The organism is Actinomadura hibisca NBRC 15177, from assembly GCF_001552635.1.
GTDB lineage: Bacteria > Actinomycetota > Actinomycetes > Streptosporangiales > Streptosporangiaceae > Spirillospora > Spirillospora hibisca.
Window position 1 is genome coordinate 23,175 of record NZ_BCRO01000023.1, and the last position, 17,249, is coordinate 40,423.

Here is a 17,249-nt window from a genome sequence, read left to right on the forward strand (position 1 = left end):
TCGAGGAGGTTTCAGGTGTCGGTCTCGGCGGCGGCCCGGCCGCCTGACAGGCGCGGGTAGCCGGGGCCGCGGTCGAAGAAGGGGGCGGGGCCGCGTTCGGTGCGCAGGCGTTCGCGTAGTGCCTCGGTGGCCGCTTCGTCCACCTCGGGCAGGTCGTTCACCTCGGACGCGCCGCCCGCGCCGCCCGCGCCGGACGCGTCAGGTACGCCGTTCGGGCCGTTCGACGTGTTCGCCAGCACCACGCCGTAGTCGTCGCGGGCGCCGCGTGCGGTCACCTTGCCGTCGCGCACGTCGGCCGCCACCCGCGCCGGGTCGCGGTCGAACGGGTCGCCCCAGCCCCCTCCCCCGGTGGTGCGGATGCGGATGACCTGGCCCGCGCGCACCGGGTGGCCGTCCACCAGGCCGTCCATCTCCGCGCCGTCGATGTCCACGCGGAACGGGCGTCCGGCGCGGCCGCCGTTCACGCCCCAGCACGACAGGATCGACCGGTCGGCGATCGACATGTAGCGGGCGTCGCGCAACATGCGGACGTGCTTGTCGTAGCCGAGGCCGCCCCGGTGCTCCCCCGGGCCGCCCGAGTCGGCGGCGAGGCCCAGCCGCTCCACGATCAGCGGCCAGCGCGCCTCGGCGAACTCGGCGGGGATGTTGCGGGAGTCGGGCACCACGTGGACGGTGTCCTCGCCGTCGGCGTGGTAGCGGCCGCCGGAGCCGCCGCCCAGCACCTCGCGCATCAGGTAGGGGCCGCGGTCGTCCTCGCCGTACACGCCGGTGTAGCAGATGGTCTCCTGGTCGGCGGGCATCCGGCCGCCGGTGGCCTTGGCCAGTACCCCGGCGAGCACGCCGAGCAGGCGCAGGATGACGAACGTGCGCGCGTTGGTCGGGGCGGGGAACACCGGCGTGAGCAGGGTGCCCTTCGCGGGGAACCGCATCCCGATCAGCGGCACCACGCCCTCGTTGACGTCCAGCTCGGCGGCGCGTTCGGGGGTGTCGGCGAGGTTGCGCAGGATCGGGGCGAGCCACTTCTTCAGGAAGACGCCGTCGGCGTAGTCGCCCGCGTGGTTGATGGGTCCCCTGGCCTGCGGCGAGGTGCCGGTGAAGTCGATGAGCAGCGGCGGGTCGGCGGCCTTGTCCACCGTGAGCGTGATGCGCTGGGCGTGCAGGCGGGGCGGGTCCACGCCGTCGTGCTCGGCGTAGTCCTCCCACACGAACGTCCCGTCGGGGATCTTGGCGAGCAGCTCGCGGCGGAAGGTGCGGGTGGTGTTGTCGATGATCGCGTCGAAGCACGCCTCGACGGCGGCGCGGCCGTAGCGGTCGAACAGGCCGCCGAGCCGCCGCGCGCCCATCAGGCAGGCCGCGCACTCGGCGTCCAGGTCCCCGGCGAGCGAGTCGGGCATCCGGGAGTTGCGGGTCATGATGCGCAGCGCGGCCCGGTTGGGCACGCCCTGGTCCCAGAGCTTGATGGGCGGCACCATCAGGCCCTCCTCGAAGGCGCTGCGCGCGTGGCTCGGCATGGAGCCGGGCACGGTGCCGCCGATGTCGTCGTGGTGGCCGAACGCCTGCACGAACGCGACCACCTCGCCGTCGCAGAACACCGGGACGGTGACGCACAGGTCGGGCAGGTGGCCGATGCCGCCCTCGGACAGGTAGACGTCGTTGTGGAAGAACACGTCGCCCGGCCGCATGGTGTCGAGCGGGAAGTCGCGGACGACCGGCTGCACCAGCGCCGAGTAGGAGCGGCCGGTCAGCTTGCGCATCCGCCGGTCGTGGACGCCCGCGCGGAAGTCGTGCGCGTCGCGGATCATCGGGGAGCGGGCGGTGCGCGCGATGGCGGTCTCCACCTCGCGCTCCACCGAGGCGAGCGTGCCCTCGACGATCTCCACCAGGACGGGGTCCGCGCCGTTCATGACCGTTCCTCCTTGGCCGCCGTCACCACCAGGTTGCCGTGGCCGTCCACGCGGGCCCGGAAGCCCGGGTGCAGCGGCAACGTCGAGCCGTACTCCTCGATCACGGCGGGGCCTTCCAGCACGTCGCCGGGGGCGAGCTTCTCGCGGCGGTAGATCGGCGTCTCGGTCCAGTCGTCGAAGTAGACGTCGCGCGAGCCGGTGCGGGCGCGCGACGGGTCGCCGTCCCCGGGCGGGCGTTCACGCGGGGCCGGGCGGGTGATGGGGCCGACGCCGGTGACGCGCAGGTTGACCCACTCGACGGGGTGACGGCCGGGATCGTCGCGGTGGCAGTAGCCGTAGAGGGCCTCGTGCGCGTCGTGGAAGCGCCGCACGGTCTCGGCGCGGAAGTCCGGGCCGTCCGGCACCGGGACCCGCACCTCGAACGCCTGCCCGTGGTAGCGCAGGTCGGCGCTGCGCTCGAAGCGGCGCGACCCGGCGGGGAAGCCCTCGCGGTCGAGCGCGTCGGCGGCCTGCGCGGTCAGCTCGGCGAAGACCGCGTCCATGGCGGCGGGGGCGTCGTCGCCGTCGCGCACGATGCGGGTGCGCACGTGGTCGTCGCGCACGTCCACCGTCAGCAGGCCGAACGCCGACAGGTTGCCGGGATTGTCGGGGACGATGGCGGCGGGCAGGTCGAGCACGTCCAGCAGGCGGCAGGCCAGCAGCGGCCCGGACCCGCCGAACGCGACCAGCGGCAGGTCGCGCACGTCCAGGCCCCGCCCGACGGTGACCTGGCGGATTGCGTTGGCCTGGTTCCACGCGGAGATCTCCAGCACCCCGGCGGCGGCGCGCTCGGCCGCCATGCCCAGCCTGCGCGCCAGGCCCTCCACGCCGAGGTGCGCGGCCAGCACGTCCAGGGGCACCCGGCCGCCCAGCAGGTAGGGCGGGATGCGGCCGAGGACCGCGTGCGCGTCGGTGACGGTGACCTCGACGCCGTCGCGGCCGTAGCAGATCGGCCCCGGGTCGGCCCCGGCGCTGCGCGGCCCCACCTTCGGCGTGCCTTCCGGTGACAACCAGGCGACCGAGCCGCCGCCCGCGCCGACCGTCACGATGTCGATCATCGGGACGCGCACCGGGTGCCGCCCGACCGCGCCCTCGGTGGTCGGCGCGGGCGCGCCGTCCCGCACCACCGCCACGTCGGTGGAGGTGCCGCCGCCGTCCAGCGTGACGACCGAGCGGTGGCCCGCGCACCCGGCCACGAACGCCGCGCCCAGCGCCCCGGCGGCCGGGCCCGACAGCACGGTGGTGATCGGCCGGCGCGCCGCCTCCCTCGCCGACACGACGCCGCCGTTGCTCTTCATCACCAGCAGCGGCGCGCCCGTCCCGGCCGACGCGGCGGCGACGCGCGCCAGGTAGCGGCCCACGGCGGGCTTGACGGCCGCGTCCACCAGCGTGGTGACCGCCCGCTCGTACTCGCGGTACTCGCGCAGCACCTCGCACGACAACGACACCGCCGCGCCGGGGTGCTCGCGCCGCAACACCTCGCGCATCGCCAGCTCGTGCGCCGGGTCGGCGTAGGAGTGCAGGAAGCACACCCCGATGGCGTCGATCCCGCGCTCGCGGAACCAGCGGGCCGCCGCCACCGCCCCGGCCTCGTCGAAGGGCCGCAGCTCCGCGCCGGTGTGGTCGAGCCGCCCGCCGACCGTGCGCACCCGGCGCACCGGCACGAGGCGGGGCGGTTTCCCCCAGAAGTAGCTGTTGCCGTAGCCGTCGGGCACGCTCTGCCGGGCGATCTCCAGCAGGTCCCCGAACCCCTCGGTGGTGATCAGGCCCAGGTCGCCGACGCGGTCCTCCAGCAGCCGGTTGGTGGCCACGGTGGTGCCGTGCGCGAGCATGGCGACGCCGGGCTCCCCGGCCCCGTCCGCCAGACGGGCGAGGGTCTCCTCCAGGACGGCCGCGAACGCGCGGGCCGGGTCGTGGGGGGTGGAGGGCACCTTGGAGGTGGTGATCTCGCCGGTGTCCTCGTCCAGCGCCACCACGTCGGTGAAGGTCCCGCCGGTGTCGATGCCGATCCGCAACCGCCGCGCCATGCCCTCCGGTCTACCCGCGCCCGGCCGCCGTGGGAACCCCCGCGTCCCGGCAACGGGCCGGTTCGTGCTCGGGCGGCCCCGCGCGGCGGCTACGCTGAGCGGCGTCCGACAACCCTGACGACCTGCTGGAGCCCGGCAATGGCGCTTGAACGGCCCGAGATCGACTTCCCCGAGGGACAGCCCCCCGCCTACCTCGACATCACCGACATCACGGTGGGCGACGGCGCGGAGGCCACCAAGGGCTCCACCGTCTCGATGCACTACGTGGGCGTGTCCTTCTCCACCGGCGAGGAGTTCGACGCCTCCTGGAACCGCGGCCAGACCTTCGACTTCCGCATCGGCGAGGGCCGCGTGATCAAGGGCTGGGACATGGGGATCCCCGGCATGAGGGTCGGCGGCCGGCGCAAGCTGGTCATCCCGGCGCACCTCGCCTACGGCGACCGCAGCCCGAGCCCGCGCATCAAGGCGGGCGAGACGCTGATCTTCGTGGTGGACCTCGTCGACGTGAAGTAGACCCAGCGTGAGGTAGACCCCCCGCGCGCCCTCGCGGCGCGCGTGAACGGCGGGCAATCGGGAGGGAAAGTCTTCTCCCGGTCGCCCGCCGCCGCCGTTTTGGGACCGGCGGTGTTCGGTATCGAACCCCACATGATCGAGGCGCGCGGGCTCACCAAGCGGTACGGGGACAAGACGGCCGTCGACCACGCCGACTTCACCGTCCGCCCCGGCCGGGTCACCGGGTTCCTCGGCCCCAACGGGGCGGGCAAGTCCACCACGATGCGCATGATCCTCGGCCTGGACCGGCCCACCGGCGGGCACGTCACCGTCAACGGCCGGGACTACCGCCGCCTGCGCGCGCCGCTGCGCGAGGTCGGGGCGCTGCTGGACGCCAAGGCCGTGCACGGCGGTCGCAGCGCCTACCACCACCTGCTGTGCCTGGCCCAGAGCAACGGCATCCCCGCCGCGCGCGTGGACGAGGTCATCGGCCTGGTCGGGTTGCAGAGCGTGGCCGGCAAGCCGTTCCGGGGCTTCTCGCTGGGCATGGGCCAGCGGCTGGGCATCGCCGCGGCGCTGCTGGGCGACCCCGGCACCCTGATGTTCGACGAGCCGGTCAACGGGCTGGACCCCGAGGGCATCCTGTGGATCCGCAACCTGATGCGGCGGCTGGCCGACGAGGGCCGCACGGTCTTCGTCTCCAGCCACCTGATGAGCGAGATGGCGCTGACCGCCGACCACCTGGTGGTGATCGGCCGGGGCCGCATCCTCGCCGAGACCGGGGTGCGCGAGTTCATCGACGCCAACGCCACCAGCCACGTGCGGGTGCGCTCGCCGCGGCTCGACCGCCTCGCGCCGCTGCTGGCCGAGCGGGGCTGGCGGGTGGAGGCCGGGGACGGGGACGGGCTGCGCGTGTTCGGCGCCGGGCCCGCGCCGATCGGCGACCTGGCCGCCGCGAACGGGCTGGCGCTGCACGAGCTGGCGCTGGTCCAGCCGTCGCTGGAGGAGGCGTTCATGCAGCTCACCGGCGACACCGTCGAGTACCACGCGGGCGTTCCGGGCGCGGCGGCACCCGCCGTCCCGCCCGGCGGACAACCCGCCGTCCCGCCCGGGGGCCCGCCGGGCGGCGCGCCCGGCCCGGCCGTCCCGCCCAGCCAGCCGCCCAACCCCGAAGGACGCCCATGAGCCACGCGAGCCCGCCGACCACCGCCTCCGACGCGCCCCGGCACGGCACCTTCGGCCAGACGCTGACCGCGGAGTGGACCAAGATCCGCACGGTGCGGTCCACCTTCTGGACCCTGCTGGCCGGGGCCGTGGTGGTGATCGGCTTCTCGGCGCTCTGGGCGCTGCTGTTCACCGCCTCCTACGACCAGCTCTCCCCAGCCGACCGGGCAAGCCTCGGGCCGACCACGCCGATGCAGATCGCCTTCTACTTCGGCATGGTGATCTTCGGGGTGCTGGGCGTGCTGGTCATCACCGGCGAGTACGCCACCGGGATGATCCGCACCGCGCTGACCGCCGTGCCCAACCGCGCCCGCTACCTGGCCGCCAAGGCGGTGGTGCTGGCGCTGGTGGTGCTGGTGGCGGGCATGGTGGTGTCGTTCGCGTCGTTCTTCGTCGGCCAGGCGATCCTGTCCACCAAGGACCTCGGCGGCTCGCTGGGCGACCCGGGGGTGTTGCGCGCGGTCGCCGGGGGCGGCGTCTTCCTGATGCTCATCGCGCTGATGGCGCTGGGCGTCGGGGTGATCCTGCGGCACACCGCCGGGTCGGTGGTGGTGGTGTTCGTGCTGCTGTTCGTGCTCGGCATCGTGGGCGGGTTCCTGCCCGGCGAGTGGGGCGCGACGGTGGCCAAGTACCTGCCGTCCAACGCCGGGAGCGCCATCCTGGAGCCGCAGCCGGGCGACAGCGTGCTGCCGCCCTGGACGGGCCTGGCCGTGTTCGCCCTCTACACCGCCGTCGCGCTGGCCGCCGCGCTGGTGCTGTTCCAGGAGAGGGACGCCTGACGCCGAGGCGGGATCAGTGAGGGAAGCCGGTGGCCGCCGGGCCGAAGAGGTCGGCGGCGTGCTTCTCGTACAACTCCCGGTTGCGTTCGGCCAGGTGGTCGAAGGAGTGCGGCACCGACGAGCCGGGCGTGAGCGCCGCCATCGCCGCGTCCGGGTCGAGCCGCGCGGCGGCCCAGCCCTCGTGGGTGGCGGCCCGCGCGACGACCTCGGCGACCGGCGACACGATCATCGAGTTGCCGAAGTAGAGCGTGCCGCCGGGGTCGGCGCCGACCGCGTTGGCCCCGACGACGTAGACGTGGTTGTCGTAGGCGCGGGCCCGGCACGTCAGCTCCCAGATGTCGGCCGACCGCAGCAGCGCCGAGGGGCGGCAGACGATCTGCGCGCCGCGCACGGCCTGGATGCGCCACAACTCGGGGAAGTCGCCGTCGAAGCAGATCGCCATGCCGATGCGGCCGAGCGCGGTCTCCACGACGCACACCTCGCCGCCGGGGGTGGTCCAGCCGCCCTCACGGGCGTCCTCGCCCCGGAACGGGTGGGTCTTGCGGTAGACGCCCAGCACGTCGCCGCGCGGTCCGACCAGCACCGCCGCGTTGTGGACCCGCCCGTCCGCGCCGCGCTCGTAGGTGCCGAAGCAGAGGTGGACGCCCAGGTCGCGGGCGGTCTCCTGGAGCGGTTCGGTGACGGGTCCGGGGATGGCCGAGACGAGGTTCCACAGCTCGGCCGCCGGGACGCCGGGGGTGAAGCCGGTGGTGCACGACTCGGGCAGCACGATCAGCTCCGCGCCCGCGCCTTCGGCGCAGCGCCGCGTCCACCGTTCGGCCGCGTCGAGGTTGGCGCGCACCGACGCGGCGGTGAGCGGTCCGGGGGCGGGCGCGAACTGCACGGCCGCCGCGACGAAGGCCCTCACCGCCGCCTCCCCAGCGCGTAGCCGAGCACGACGCCCGCGAGCGCCGTCGCCGCACCCGCCGCGAACGCGCTGAGAGGCGCGCGTTGGGCGGGAAACGGCGGCATGTGCGGAGGCGCTATGCGCCCTTTCGGAGGCAGCACGTCGGCGGCGAGCCGGAGCCCGGGGCCGGGCGCGGGCACGGATTCAGGCACGGGGGCGCGCCCGGTCAGTTCCCGCTCGACGGCGGCGAAGAACTCCCCCGCCGTCTTCTTCGCCACCCCGGCGAGCAGCCGCTGCCCGACGCCGCCGACCATGCCGCCCACCACCGCTTCGGCCGTGTAGTCCACGCGCGTGCCGTCGCCCTCCTCGGTGAGCTCGACCCGGACGACGGCGTCCACCGAGCCCGGCACGCCCTGCCCGCGCGCCCGCAGCGTGAACGCCTGGGGCGGGTCGAGGTCGCTCAGGTCGACCGTTCCGCTGTAGGTGCCCTTGATGGACGCGACGCCCGCCGACACGAGCACGGCGTAGGAGTCGGGGCCCGTCGCGTTCATGGACCGGCAGCCCGGGATCGTCCGGGCGAGCACGCCCGGGTCCTGCAACGCGTCCCAGACCCGGGGACGGGACGCGGCCACCTCGGCACTGCCGGTCACCTTCATGAACCGACCCTAAGCCGCCGCAAGCGCCGATCGAAGGGCAACTCCTGCCGAGCGGGCGCGCCGGATTGGGGAGTTGTGCCCGCCATGGTCTACACATGATCAGGCATGTGGGGGAAAGTCTCCCTCGGGGGTTCCGAACCCGGATGCCCCGCGACGCGTCAACCGTTGCGACACGATCGACTCATGAGACGGGGGAAGCACACCGATGCGAGGGAAGATGCCGGTGATCGCCACGGTGGCGGCCGGGCTGGTCGGCGTGACCGCGGGCGCGTGGCCCTCCGTGCGGGACGCGCCCGCCGCCGAGACCGGGCCCTCGATGCGGACGCAGCTCAGCGCCGTGCTGGGCGACAAGCAGTGGGCCACCCCGAAGCCCGGTAGCTGGACGCCCGACAAGCCGGAGGCCAGCGGCCTGCCGCCGATCGTGCGGTCCGTCAACACCCAGGAGAAGGTGGTCTTCCTGACCATCGACGACGGCTACGAGTACGACGCCGAGTTCGTCAACCTGGTGCGCCGCGAGAAGGTGCCGATCCTGACCTTCCTGACCACGCAGTACGTGCGGGGCCAGGGGCAGTACTTCCTGGCGATGCGGAACGCCGGGTCGCAGATGGAGAACCACACCGTCAGCCACAAGAACATGGCGATCCAGGCCCCCGAGACGCAGCGCCGCGAGATCTGCGACGCGCAGGAGACCATCACCAAGCAGTACGGCCGCCGCCCGCAGATCTTCCGCCCGCCCTTCGGCAGCTACAACGAGACCACCCGCAAGATGGCCAAGGAGTGCGGCATCAAGTCGATCATGTTGTGGTCGGCGGAGTTCTACAACGGCACCTCCGGTCCCGGCGTCGGCTTCAACGGCTTCGCGCGCGGCGACGGCGCGGGCAAGGGCTTCAAGCCGGGCGACATCATCCTGATGCACTACCGCAAGGGCTTGGCGCAGCAGTTCCAGACGATCCTGGGCTGGATCCGCGAGCAGGGCTTCCGTCCTGCGGCGGTGGAGAACTACCTGCCCACGTCGCTGGGCGGCAACGCGCCCGGCTGAGTCCGGCGGAGGCGGAACAGGGCGTCGGGGGACAGGGGCATCGCGGTGATCGCGATGCCCTCGGCGTCCTCCACGGCGGCGGCGATCACCGCGGACACCGGGATCACCCCCGCCTCGCCCGCGCCCTTGATGCCGAGCGGGTTCAGCGGCGACGGCGTCTCCAGGTGGTCGGTCTCGACGCGGGGGACCTCGGTCGCGTAGGGCATCAGGAAGTCCATGAACGAGGCGTTGAGGAGTTGACCGGACTCGTCGTAGGCCATGCGCTCGTACAGCGCGCCGCCGATGCCCTGCGCCACTCCCCCATGGATCTGGCCCTCCACGACCAGCGGGTTGATGAGACGGCCGCAGTCGTGCACGACCGCGTAGCGCAGCACGCGGATCTCGGCGGTGTCCGGGTCGGTCTCCACGATCGCGGCGTGCATCCCGGCGGCGAACGTCGAGCGCACCGGCGAATAGTAGTCGCGGCCCTCCAGCCCGGGTTCCTCGCCGTGCGGCACCGGCGGTTCGGTGTCGGGGCCGCCGACCGCGAACTGGGTCGCGAGCGCGGTCTGCTCGTCGAAGGCGTAGCGCAGCGGGTTGGACAACACCGAGACCGTGCGCAGCGGGATGCCCGAGGACCGGTCGCCGCGCACGTGCACGACGCCGTCGGTGATGTCCAGGTCGGACGGGTCGGCCTCCAGCGCCTCCCCCGCGATGCGCAGCGCCTTCGCGCGCACGCGACGGCACGCCAGCGCGATCGCGTTGCCGCTCATCACCGCCGCGCGCGACGCGAACGTGCCCACCGCGTAGCCGAAGCGCCGGGTGTCGCCGGTGACGACGTGCACGTCCTCGACCGGGACGCCCAGTTCGGCGGCGGCGATCTGCGCGAAGACCGTCTGGTGGCCCTGGCCCTGCGAGGTCAGGCCGGTCGCGACGTGCACCCGGCCGGAAGAGTCGATCTCCACGTGGCCGCCCTCGTACGGGCCGACGCCGGTGCCCTCCACGTAGCAGGCGAGGCCGATCCCGATCCGGCGGCCCTCGGCGGCAGCCGCCTCCTTCAGGGCGGGGAACCCGTCCCAGCCGATGAGGTCGGTCACCTTGGCCAGCAGCGCCGGGTAGTCGCCCGAGTCGTAGATGAGGGGGCGGCCGTCCTGGAAGGTCAGGCCCTGGTCGTAGGGGAACTCGTCGGGGCCGATGAGGTTGGCGGCGCGGACCCCGGCGCGGTCGCGGCCCAGGTGGGCGGCGATCCGGTCCATGGTGCGCTCCATGCAGAACACGCCCTGCGGGCGGCCCGCGCCCCGGTAGGGGGTGACGATCAGGGTGGTGGTGTAGAGGCTGACCACCTCGGCCCGGTACACGCCGATCTTGTAGGGGCCCAGGAGCTGCGTGGAGGTGACGATCGGGATGATGACGCCGTAGGGGGTGTAGGCGCCGTGGTCGTGCAGGATGCGCACGTCCAGCGCCAGCACGCGGCCCGCGCCGTCGAAGCCGACCCGCACGTGCTGCACCTGGGCGCGCTCGTGGGCGGCGGCCACGAAGTGCTCGCGCCGGTCCTCGGTCCACTTGACCTCGCGTCCCAGCAGCCGCGCCGCCCAGGGGACGAGGACCTCCTCGGGCCACGGGTGCACGATCTTCACGCCGAAACCGCCGCCGACGTCGGGCGCGACCACCTCGACCTTGCCCTGCGGCAGGCCGAGCTTGACGGCGATGGCGGCGCGCACGCTGGTGGCCGTCTGGGTGGAGGAGTGCACGCGCAACGATCCGTCGTCGGCGTCCCAGCGGGCGTGGACGCCGCGTCCCTCCAGCGGCGTGGCCGCGCTGCGCTCGATGTCGAGCCGGAACTCCAGCACGTGCGGCGCGGCGGCGAGGGCCGCCTCCACGTCGCCGGTCTCCTGCCGCAGGACCGCGCCGACGTTGCCGGGCACGTCGTCGTGCACCAGGTGCTCGGCGCGCTCGGCGGCCTCGACGCCGACGACGGGCGGCAGCGTCTCGTACTCGACGCGGACGCGCTCGGCGGCGTCCTCGGCCAGGTAGCGGTCGCGGGCGACCACCATCACGACCGGCTCGCCCACGTGCCGGACGGTGTCGCGGGCCAGCGCGTACCCGGTGCGGCCGTGGGTGAGGGCCGGGTGCGGGATCAGCAGCGGCAGCGGCTCGGCGACGCGGCCGGGCAGGTCCTCCCAGGTGTAGACGGCGACCAGGCCCTCGACGTCCAGCGCGCCGGTCACGTCGATGTCGATGATGCGGGCGTGCGCGTGCGGGGAGCGGACGAACGCGGCGGCGAGCGCGTCGCGGCCCAGGTCGTCCAGGTAGCGGCCTTGGCCGGTCAGCAGCCGGGGGTCCTCGCGCCGCGCGATGCCCTCGCCGAAGATCCGGGTGCTCACCGGGCCTCCTCGGCGATCAGGGCGGCGGCGCGGTGCACGGCTTTCACGATGTTCTGGTAGCCGGTGCAGCGGCACAGATTGCCCGAGATGCCCTCGATCACCTCTTCTTCGGTGGGGTGCGGGGTGTCGCGCAGCAGCGCCGTCACCGTGCAGAGGAAGCCCGGGGTGCAGAAGCCGCACTGGAGCGCGTGGCACTTCTGGAACGCCCGCTGTACCGGCGACATCGTGCCGTCGGGCGCGGCCAGCCCCTCCACGGTGGTGACGGCGCGGCCGGTCACGGTCACCGCGAACGTCAGGCACGACCGCACCGGCTCACCGTCCAGCAGGACGGTGCAGCAGCCGCACACGCCGTGCTCGCAGCCGACGTGGGTGCCGGTCAGGCCGAGGTCGTGGCGCAGGAAGTCCGACAGCAGCCGCCGGGCGGGCGCGTCGGCGACGTGGAGGGTGCCGTTGACGGTCAGCTCGATGCGGTGGGCCTGCTCGGTCACGGGGCCTCCCGGGCGAGGGCGTCGGCGGTGGCTTTGGCGAGGGCGCGTTGGGCCAGCACGCCCGCCAGGTGGCGGCGGTAGTCGGCGCTCGCGTGGATGTCGGACTCGGGGTCGATCCGTTCGCGGACGTGCTCGGCGAGCCGTCCGGACGCGGCGGCCTCGGTCAGGTCCAGCACCAGCGGCACTTCGGCGACGCCCAGGAACGCGGCGCGCACGGCCTCGGCCTGCCCGTCGCCGTCCACGGTGACGGTGGCGGCGACCCCGGCCAGCGCGAAGTCGCCGTGCCGCCGGGCGATCTCGGCGAAGGCGGTGCCGGTGCGCGGCGGCGCGGCCGGGAAGAAGGCCGCGACCGCCAGCTCGTCGTCGGCCAGCGCGGTCTCCAGCGGCCCGACGAACAGGTCGCGGGCGGCGACGACGCGCCGCCCGCGCACCGAGACGGCCTCCACGTGGCCGCCCAGCAGCGCCAGCACGGCGGGCAGCTCGGCGGCCGGGTCGGCGTGCGCGAGGCTGCCGACGACGGTGCCCCGGTTGCGGATCACCGGGTGCGCGACGTGCCGCAGCGCGCGGCGCAGCAGCGGCTGGACGCGGGCGGCGGTGGCCGAGCGCTCCACCCGCGCGTGCCGGGCGAGCGCGCCGACCCGCACGCCCGCCCCGTCGGCCTCCAGGGTGTCCAGCTCCGCGACGTGGTTGACGTCGATCAGCTCGGCGGGGGCGGCCAGCCGCATGTTCAGCAGCGGGACGAGGCTCTGGCCGCCCGCCAGGACCTTCCCCCCGTCGGCGTCGGCGAGCGCCGTCACGGCCTCGTCGAGGGTGCGGGGCGCGCGGTAGCCGAAGGGGGGAGGTTTCATGGAGCGTCAGTCACCGCCGGTGGTGGGCGGGCGGACCGGGCCGCCGATCTCGCGCTCGCCGGGCGCGATCACGCCGCCGCCGCTGCCCTCGGGACCTCGCCGCGTCCGGCTGGCGGCGTTCAGCGCGTGGTAGCCGAGCAGCACCGCGATCGTGCCGAGCGCGATGCCCTGGAGCGGGAAGTCGCCCGTGATGTCCAGCGTGACGTTGCCGATCGCCAGGATGATCGCGGCGGCGACCGGCACCAGGTTGACCGGATCGCCGAAGTCGATCCGGTTCTCCACCCAGATCTTCGCGCCGAGCAGGCCGATCATCCCGTACAGCACGACGGTGATGCCGCCGAGCACGCCGCCGGGGGTGGCGGCCACCAGCGCGCCGAACTTGGGGCACAACCCGAACGCCACCGCGACGATCGCCGCCACGTAGTAGGCGGCTGTGGAGTAGACACGGGTCGCGGCCATGACGCCGATGTTCTCGGCGTAGGTGGTGGTGGGCGAGCCGCCGACGCCGGTGGCCAGCACGGTGCCGACGCCGTCGGCGGCGATGGCGCGGCCGAGCACCGGGTCCAGGTCCTTGCCGGTCATCGCGGCCACGGCCTTGACGTGCCCGGTGTTCTCGGCGATCAGCGCGATCACCGGCGGCAGCGCCAGCAGGATCGCCGAGGTCTTGAAGTCGGGCGCGTGCAGGTCGGGGAAGCCGAACCAGGCGGCCTCCTTCACCGCCGACAGGTTCACGCGGTCGTGCGGGAACGCCGTCGCGACGCAGTAGGGGCCCTCGGCGGCGCACGGCTGGCCGGTCGCGCCCAGGAGGTTCTGGCCGGGCAGCACCGAGGTGATCTTCCCTGCGGTGGTGTCGAGCAGCCACGACAGCGCGAAGCCGAACACCAGCGCCAGCAGGATCGAGATCCGCGACCAGAAGCCGCGCAGCAGCACCGAGGCGAGCACGGCGAACACCAGCGTGGCGAGCGCCGTCCACTGGTCCTGCGGCCAGTACACCGTGGCCACCACCGGCGCGAGGTTGAAGCCGATCAGCATCACCACCGCGCCGGTCACCACCGGCGGGAACAGCCGGTGGATCACCTCGCCGCCCAGCACGTGGATCGCCACCCCGACCGCGACCAGCACCAGCCCGGCCACCAGGATCGCGCCGGTGACGGTGGCGCTGTCGCCCCCGGCCGCGCGGATCGCCGCGACCGCGCCGACGAACGAGGCGCTGGAGCCGAGGTAGCTCGGCACCTGGCCGCCCACGATCAGCAGGAACAGGATCGTGGCGACCCCAGACATCATGATCGACAGGTTGGGGTCCAGCCCCATCACGACCGGGAACACGAACGTGGCGCCGAACATCGCCACCACGTGCTGGGCCCCGATCCCGGCGGTGCGGGGCCAGCTGAGCCGTTCGTCGGGTCCGACGACCTCACCGGGCGGCGGGGTCCTCCCGTCGCCGTGCAGCTTCCAACCGATGGCCATCGGCGCTCTCCTCAAGACGTTCAGCTCATGCGGGCAAGGTAGATCTACCCTGGTGAGCGGGCATCGGCGACATCTGCCAAAGCCCGGGGCGCCGTTTGGGAGCCGGAAGTGGCCCAGATCACACGTTCTGCGTCAGTTCTGCGTCAGATCCCCCGCATCCGCAACACGTGCAGGGCGAGGGTCAGGTTGAGGCGCAGGTGCGCGTCCTCGGTGAACGGACCGAGCATCCGCTCCAGCTTCCCGATGCGGTACCTCAGAGTGTTGTAGTGGAAGTGGAGCCGCCGGGCGGTTTCGGCCACGTTGAGATTCGTCTCCAGCAGCACGTGCAGCGTCCGCCGCAGGTCGGCCAGCTCCGGCTCGTCGTCGGCGGCCAGCTCGCCCAGCGTCTCGCGCACGAACGCGTGCAGCTCGGCCGGGTCCGACACCAGGCTCAGCAGCCGGTAGACGCCGAGCTGGTCGAAGTGCGCGCGGGCCCCGTCGCCGTGCAGCTGGCGGCCCACCCGCACCGCCTTGACGGCCTGCTCGTACGCCTCCGGCAGCGCGGCGGTCGAGGCGACGGTGCGGCTCACGCCGGTGGAGAAGGTGCGGCGCACGCCGTGGTGCTCGGCGAACATCGCGGCGGCCTCCTTGACCATCGTCTGGAGCGGCCCGGCGTCCAGGGCGGCCGCGTCGTCGCCGGTCGCCCCGATCACCGCGACGACCTCGTGCGCGAAGCTCGCCACCGCCGCGTTGCGGTCGTGGCGGCGCACCGCGGCCGTCCACGCGGCGGCCAGCCGCTCCTGGGCCGAGCGCTCCTCGGCCCCGCGCGCCCGGCCGTCGCCGTCGCCGCGCGGGCGGCCGTCCAGCTCGGCGACCACCACCATCGCGGGCCGGTCCAGGTCCCAGCCGAACCCGGCGCAGTGCGCGACCACGCGGTCGTCGTCGCCGGCGCGCCCGGCCAGCACGTCGCGCAGGAAGTCGGCGCGGTACTTGCTCTCCACCGCCGCCACGGCCTGCTGCTTGGTCACCACCAGCGCGGCCACGGTCGCGGCCCGCTCCAGGATGCCGAGGTCGGTCTCGTGCAGCGCGCCGCTCGGGCTGTAGGCGACGATGCGGCCGTGGTCGAAGCCCCCGGCCATCACCGGGACCACCAGGTGGTCGCCGCGCGCGGCGCGCCGGTCGGCGCGCTGGTGGGCGGCGTCCAGCTCGCGCACCGCGCGCAGCTGCTCGTCGGTGCCCGCGCCCGCGACCACGCGCTGCTCGCCGTCCACGACCAGGACCGCGACCTCCAGCAGCGCGGCGACCTCGTCCACCACCTCCTGGAGCCCGCCGCCGCACAGCACGATCTGCACCAGCGCCCGGTGCACCTCCTCGGTGCGGGCGAGCACGGCGGCCTGGCGGTTCAGGATGTCGGTGAGCACCTGGTTGAGGATGTCGTCGAAGCCGACGTCGTCGGGCAGCAGGATCAGCGGGAAGCCGAGCCGGTCGGCCTGCTCGATCATCTCCGGCGGCAGCGCCTCCAGGTAGCGGCCGGGCTTGATCGCCAGGGCCGCGAGGCCCCGCTCGTCCAGGTCGGCGACCAGCCGGTCCAGCGGTTGCGGGGTGCCGCGCAGCGGGTAGCCGGTGGTCAGCAGCAGCTCGTGCGGCTTGACCCAGGCCAGGATGTCGGGCACCTCCATGACGTTGAGGCGCTGCACGACGCGGCCGAGGCCCGAGCGCCCGGCGATGAGCCGCGCTCCGGCCAGGGTGGACACGCCGAGGACCTCGCCGACCGGCAGGCCGCGGGTCAGTGTTCCGGTGCTCGCGAGCCGCAGGGCCGGTGGGCCCGGGTCCGCGGCGGGGGTGTAGCTCATGCCAGGGGTCACCTCGCCTTTTGGTGCGTACATCGCCCGATACGGCGTGATCGCTACCGCTTCCTGATCAACCCTGACAACAAAGACGAACGATGACAACCAGTCTTGGCAGCTTTCTCCATACGTCGCCCGCCGGGGGCCGGTCTACGGTCCCCGGAGGAGGCCGCGCCGCCCGCCGGGAGCGGGGTGCGCGTCCTCCGGCGGCCGATCGGCACCGTCGCCGTCGCGCCGTCGCCACCGGCCCCGGGAGGATCTGTGACCACCCTCGTGCGCGACCCGGTCCCGCTGTCCGGCCGGTGCCCCCCGGCCGGGGCGGCGAGCCTCGCGCTGCGGTCCGCGCTGGAGGCCCCGCGCCGTCCCGCCCGCGTGCTGGCGGTGTTCCCCACCGCGGTCTACCTGGAGGTGCGCGGCCCGGCGCGGCGGCGCGCCGAGCCCCGCGTGCTGGCGGTGGTCGGCGCGGACGCGGTGCGGCTGCCGAACGCGATCGTGCTGGCGGCGACCGGCCGCGAGCGCCCGTTCCGCGCGGTGCGCGAGGGCGGCGAGGCGGTGGTGGGCGACGGCGTGGTGGAGGCCGAGGGGCTGCGCGTGCGGGTGCGCCGCTGGTGGGACCCCGCGCCCGCGCTCGGGGCCGTCCAGCCCGCCGCGCTGGTTCGGGGCACCCGCGCTCTGGAGGCCGCGCTCGACGGCGCGGCGGGCGGTCTGGCCGGGCATCCTGACCCGCCGATCCTGGCGGAGCGTTGCGCGGACGGAGACCTGGCGGGCGCGGTGGAGGCGGCGGAGCGCATCGTCGGCCTGGGGCCGGGCCTGACGCCCAGCGGCGACGACATCCTGGCCGGGCTGCTGGTGACGTTGCGGCTGTTCGGCGCGGCCGTCCCCGCCGGGGGCCGCGCGGTCTGGCTGGCGGACTGGCTGGGCGCGGCGGTGACCGCCGACGCCGAGACCCGCACCACGGCGCTGGCGGCGACGCTGCTGCACTGCGCGGCGGCGGGCGCGGCGGGCGCGGAGGTCGGCGCGGCGCTGCGCGCGGTGGCCGGGCAGGAGGCCCCGGGACCGGCCGCGCGGCGGCTGCTGGCGGCGGGCCACACCTCGGGCGCGGACCTGGCGTGGGGCGTGGTGGCGGGCTGCCGGGCGGTGTCGTCGCTGGCGGTCTCGGCGGCGGAGAAGGCCAGCGCATGAGGGCCACGGCATGAGCGGGTTTCCGGGGT

At 74.4% G+C, this 17,249-nt stretch carries 14 protein-coding genes; 5 read left to right on the forward strand and 9 right to left on the reverse strand.

From position 1 onward, the window contains the following. Window positions 1-11 precede the first annotated feature (11 nt). A complete protein-coding gene (locus AH6_RS11345; protein WP_067478049.1) occupies window positions 12-1,904 on the reverse strand; it encodes a hydantoinase B/oxoprolinase family protein in 1,893 nt (630 codons plus the stop codon). Next, entirely contained in the window at window positions 1,901-3,970 is a 2,070-nt protein-coding gene (locus AH6_RS11350) for a hydantoinase/oxoprolinase family protein (protein ID WP_067478052.1), read from the reverse strand. Before AH6_RS11350 ends, AH6_RS11345 begins: the two co-directional genes overlap by 4 nt. A 138-nt stretch (window positions 3,971-4,108) precedes the next feature. On the opposite strand from AH6_RS11350, the gene AH6_RS11355 reads away from it, so the two are divergent. The 3 genes from AH6_RS11355 to AH6_RS11365 all read left to right on the forward strand — a co-directional run bounded on the left by AH6_RS11355 (window position 4,109) and on the right by AH6_RS11365 (window position 6,465). Then, window positions 4,109-4,483 carry an FKBP-type peptidyl-prolyl cis-trans isomerase gene (locus tag AH6_RS11355; RefSeq protein WP_067478055.1) on the forward strand — a complete coding sequence of 125 codons (375 nt, stop codon included), beginning with the start codon at window positions 4,109-4,111 and terminating at the stop codon, window positions 4,481-4,483. 132 nt (window positions 4,484-4,615) lie between these two features. After that, window positions 4,616-5,647 carry an ABC transporter ATP-binding protein gene (locus AH6_RS11360; RefSeq protein ID WP_067478058.1) on the forward strand — a complete coding sequence of 344 codons (1,032 nt, stop codon included), beginning with the start codon at window positions 4,616-4,618 and terminating at the stop codon, window positions 5,645-5,647. After that, window positions 5,644-6,465, forward strand: a complete 822-nt coding sequence (locus AH6_RS11365; protein ID WP_067478060.1) for an ABC transporter permease — start codon at window positions 5,644-5,646, stop codon at window positions 6,463-6,465. Before AH6_RS11360 ends, AH6_RS11365 begins: the two co-directional genes overlap by 4 nt. Window positions 6,466-6,478: 13 nt before the next feature. Here the strand turns inward: AH6_RS11365 and AH6_RS11370 are convergent, their stop codons facing one another. Both AH6_RS11370 and AH6_RS11375 read right to left on the reverse strand, forming a co-directional pair. Next, window positions 6,479-7,372: a carbon-nitrogen hydrolase family protein gene (locus tag AH6_RS11370; protein WP_067478065.1), complete on the reverse strand. Its 894-nt coding sequence runs from the start codon at window positions 7,370-7,372 to the stop codon at window positions 6,479-6,481. Continuing rightward, entirely contained in the window at window positions 7,369-8,007 is a 639-nt protein-coding gene (locus AH6_RS11375) for an SRPBCC family protein (protein WP_067478066.1), read from the reverse strand. Before AH6_RS11375 ends, AH6_RS11370 begins: the two co-directional genes overlap by 4 nt. A gap of 205 nt (window positions 8,008-8,212) precedes the next feature. Here AH6_RS11375 and AH6_RS11380 point away from each other — a divergent pair, with 205 nt between their 5' ends. Further along, complete coding sequence (locus AH6_RS11380; protein ID WP_067478069.1) at window positions 8,213-9,046, forward strand: polysaccharide deacetylase family protein; 834 nt, start codon at window positions 8,213-8,215, stop codon at window positions 9,044-9,046. Here AH6_RS11380 and cutA read toward each other — a convergent pair. The 5 genes from cutA to AH6_RS11405 all read right to left on the reverse strand — a co-directional run bounded on the left by cutA (window position 9,007) and on the right by AH6_RS11405 (window position 16,044). Continuing rightward, window positions 9,007-11,409, reverse strand: coding sequence for an aerobic carbon-monoxide dehydrogenase large subunit (gene cutA, locus AH6_RS11385; RefSeq protein ID WP_067478073.1), 2,403 nt, complete (start codon window positions 11,407-11,409; stop codon window positions 9,007-9,009). The genes AH6_RS11380 and cutA overlap by 40 nt on opposite strands. Further along, window positions 11,406-11,897 (reverse strand): (2Fe-2S)-binding protein, encoded by a 492-nt coding sequence (locus AH6_RS11390; RefSeq protein ID WP_067478076.1) that lies wholly within the window; start codon window positions 11,895-11,897, stop codon window positions 11,406-11,408. The genes cutA and AH6_RS11390 overlap by 4 nt, the downstream gene beginning before the upstream one ends. After that, window positions 11,894-12,745: an FAD binding domain-containing protein gene (locus AH6_RS11395; RefSeq protein WP_067478082.1), complete on the reverse strand. Its 852-nt coding sequence runs from the start codon at window positions 12,743-12,745 to the stop codon at window positions 11,894-11,896. The genes AH6_RS11390 and AH6_RS11395 overlap by 4 nt, the downstream gene beginning before the upstream one ends. A 6-nt stretch (window positions 12,746-12,751) precedes the next feature. Continuing rightward, on the reverse strand, window positions 12,752-14,212 hold the full coding sequence (locus AH6_RS11400; protein WP_067478085.1) for a uracil-xanthine permease family protein: 1,461 nt from the start codon (window positions 14,210-14,212) through the stop codon (window positions 12,752-12,754). A 143-nt stretch (window positions 14,213-14,355) separates the two neighbouring features. After that, window positions 14,356-16,044, reverse strand: coding sequence for a PucR family transcriptional regulator (locus AH6_RS11405; protein ID WP_067478087.1), 1,689 nt, complete (start codon window positions 16,042-16,044; stop codon window positions 14,356-14,358). A gap of 255 nt (window positions 16,045-16,299) precedes the next feature. On the opposite strand from AH6_RS11405, the gene AH6_RS11410 reads away from it, so the two are divergent. Beyond that, entirely contained in the window at window positions 16,300-17,220 is a 921-nt protein-coding gene (locus AH6_RS11410; RefSeq protein ID WP_067478090.1) for an oxamate carbamoyltransferase subunit AllH family protein, read from the forward strand. Window positions 17,221-17,249 lie beyond the last annotated feature (29 nt).

Bases quoted from the DNA above. Each gene is read 5' to 3' on its own strand.
- AH6_RS11345 (WP_067478049.1), bottom strand. From the start codon at position 1,904: ATGAACGGCGCGGACCCCGTCCTGGTGGAGATCGTCGAGGGCACGCTC.
- AH6_RS11350 (WP_067478052.1), bottom strand. From the start codon at position 3,970: ATGGCGCGGCGGTTGCGGATCGGCATCGACACCGGCGGGACCTTCACC.
- AH6_RS11355 (WP_067478055.1), top strand. From the start codon at position 4,109: ATGGCGCTTGAACGGCCCGAGATCGACTTCCCCGAGGGACAGCCCCCC.
- AH6_RS11360 (WP_067478058.1), top strand. From the start codon at position 4,616: ATGATCGAGGCGCGCGGGCTCACCAAGCGGTACGGGGACAAGACGGCC.
- AH6_RS11365 (WP_067478060.1), top strand. From the start codon at position 5,644: ATGAGCCACGCGAGCCCGCCGACCACCGCCTCCGACGCGCCCCGGCAC.
- AH6_RS11375 (WP_067478066.1), bottom strand. From the start codon at position 8,007: ATGAAGGTGACCGGCAGTGCCGAGGTGGCCGCGTCCCGTCCCCGGGTC.
- AH6_RS11380 (WP_067478069.1), top strand. From the start codon at position 8,213: ATGCGAGGGAAGATGCCGGTGATCGCCACGGTGGCGGCCGGGCTGGTC.
- AH6_RS11395 (WP_067478082.1), bottom strand. From the start codon at position 12,745: ATGAAACCTCCCCCCTTCGGCTACCGCGCGCCCCGCACCCTCGACGAG.
- AH6_RS11400 (WP_067478085.1), bottom strand. From the start codon at position 14,212: ATGGCCATCGGTTGGAAGCTGCACGGCGACGGGAGGACCCCGCCGCCC.
- AH6_RS11405 (WP_067478087.1), bottom strand. From the start codon at position 16,044: ATGAGCTACACCCCCGCCGCGGACCCGGGCCCACCGGCCCTGCGGCTC.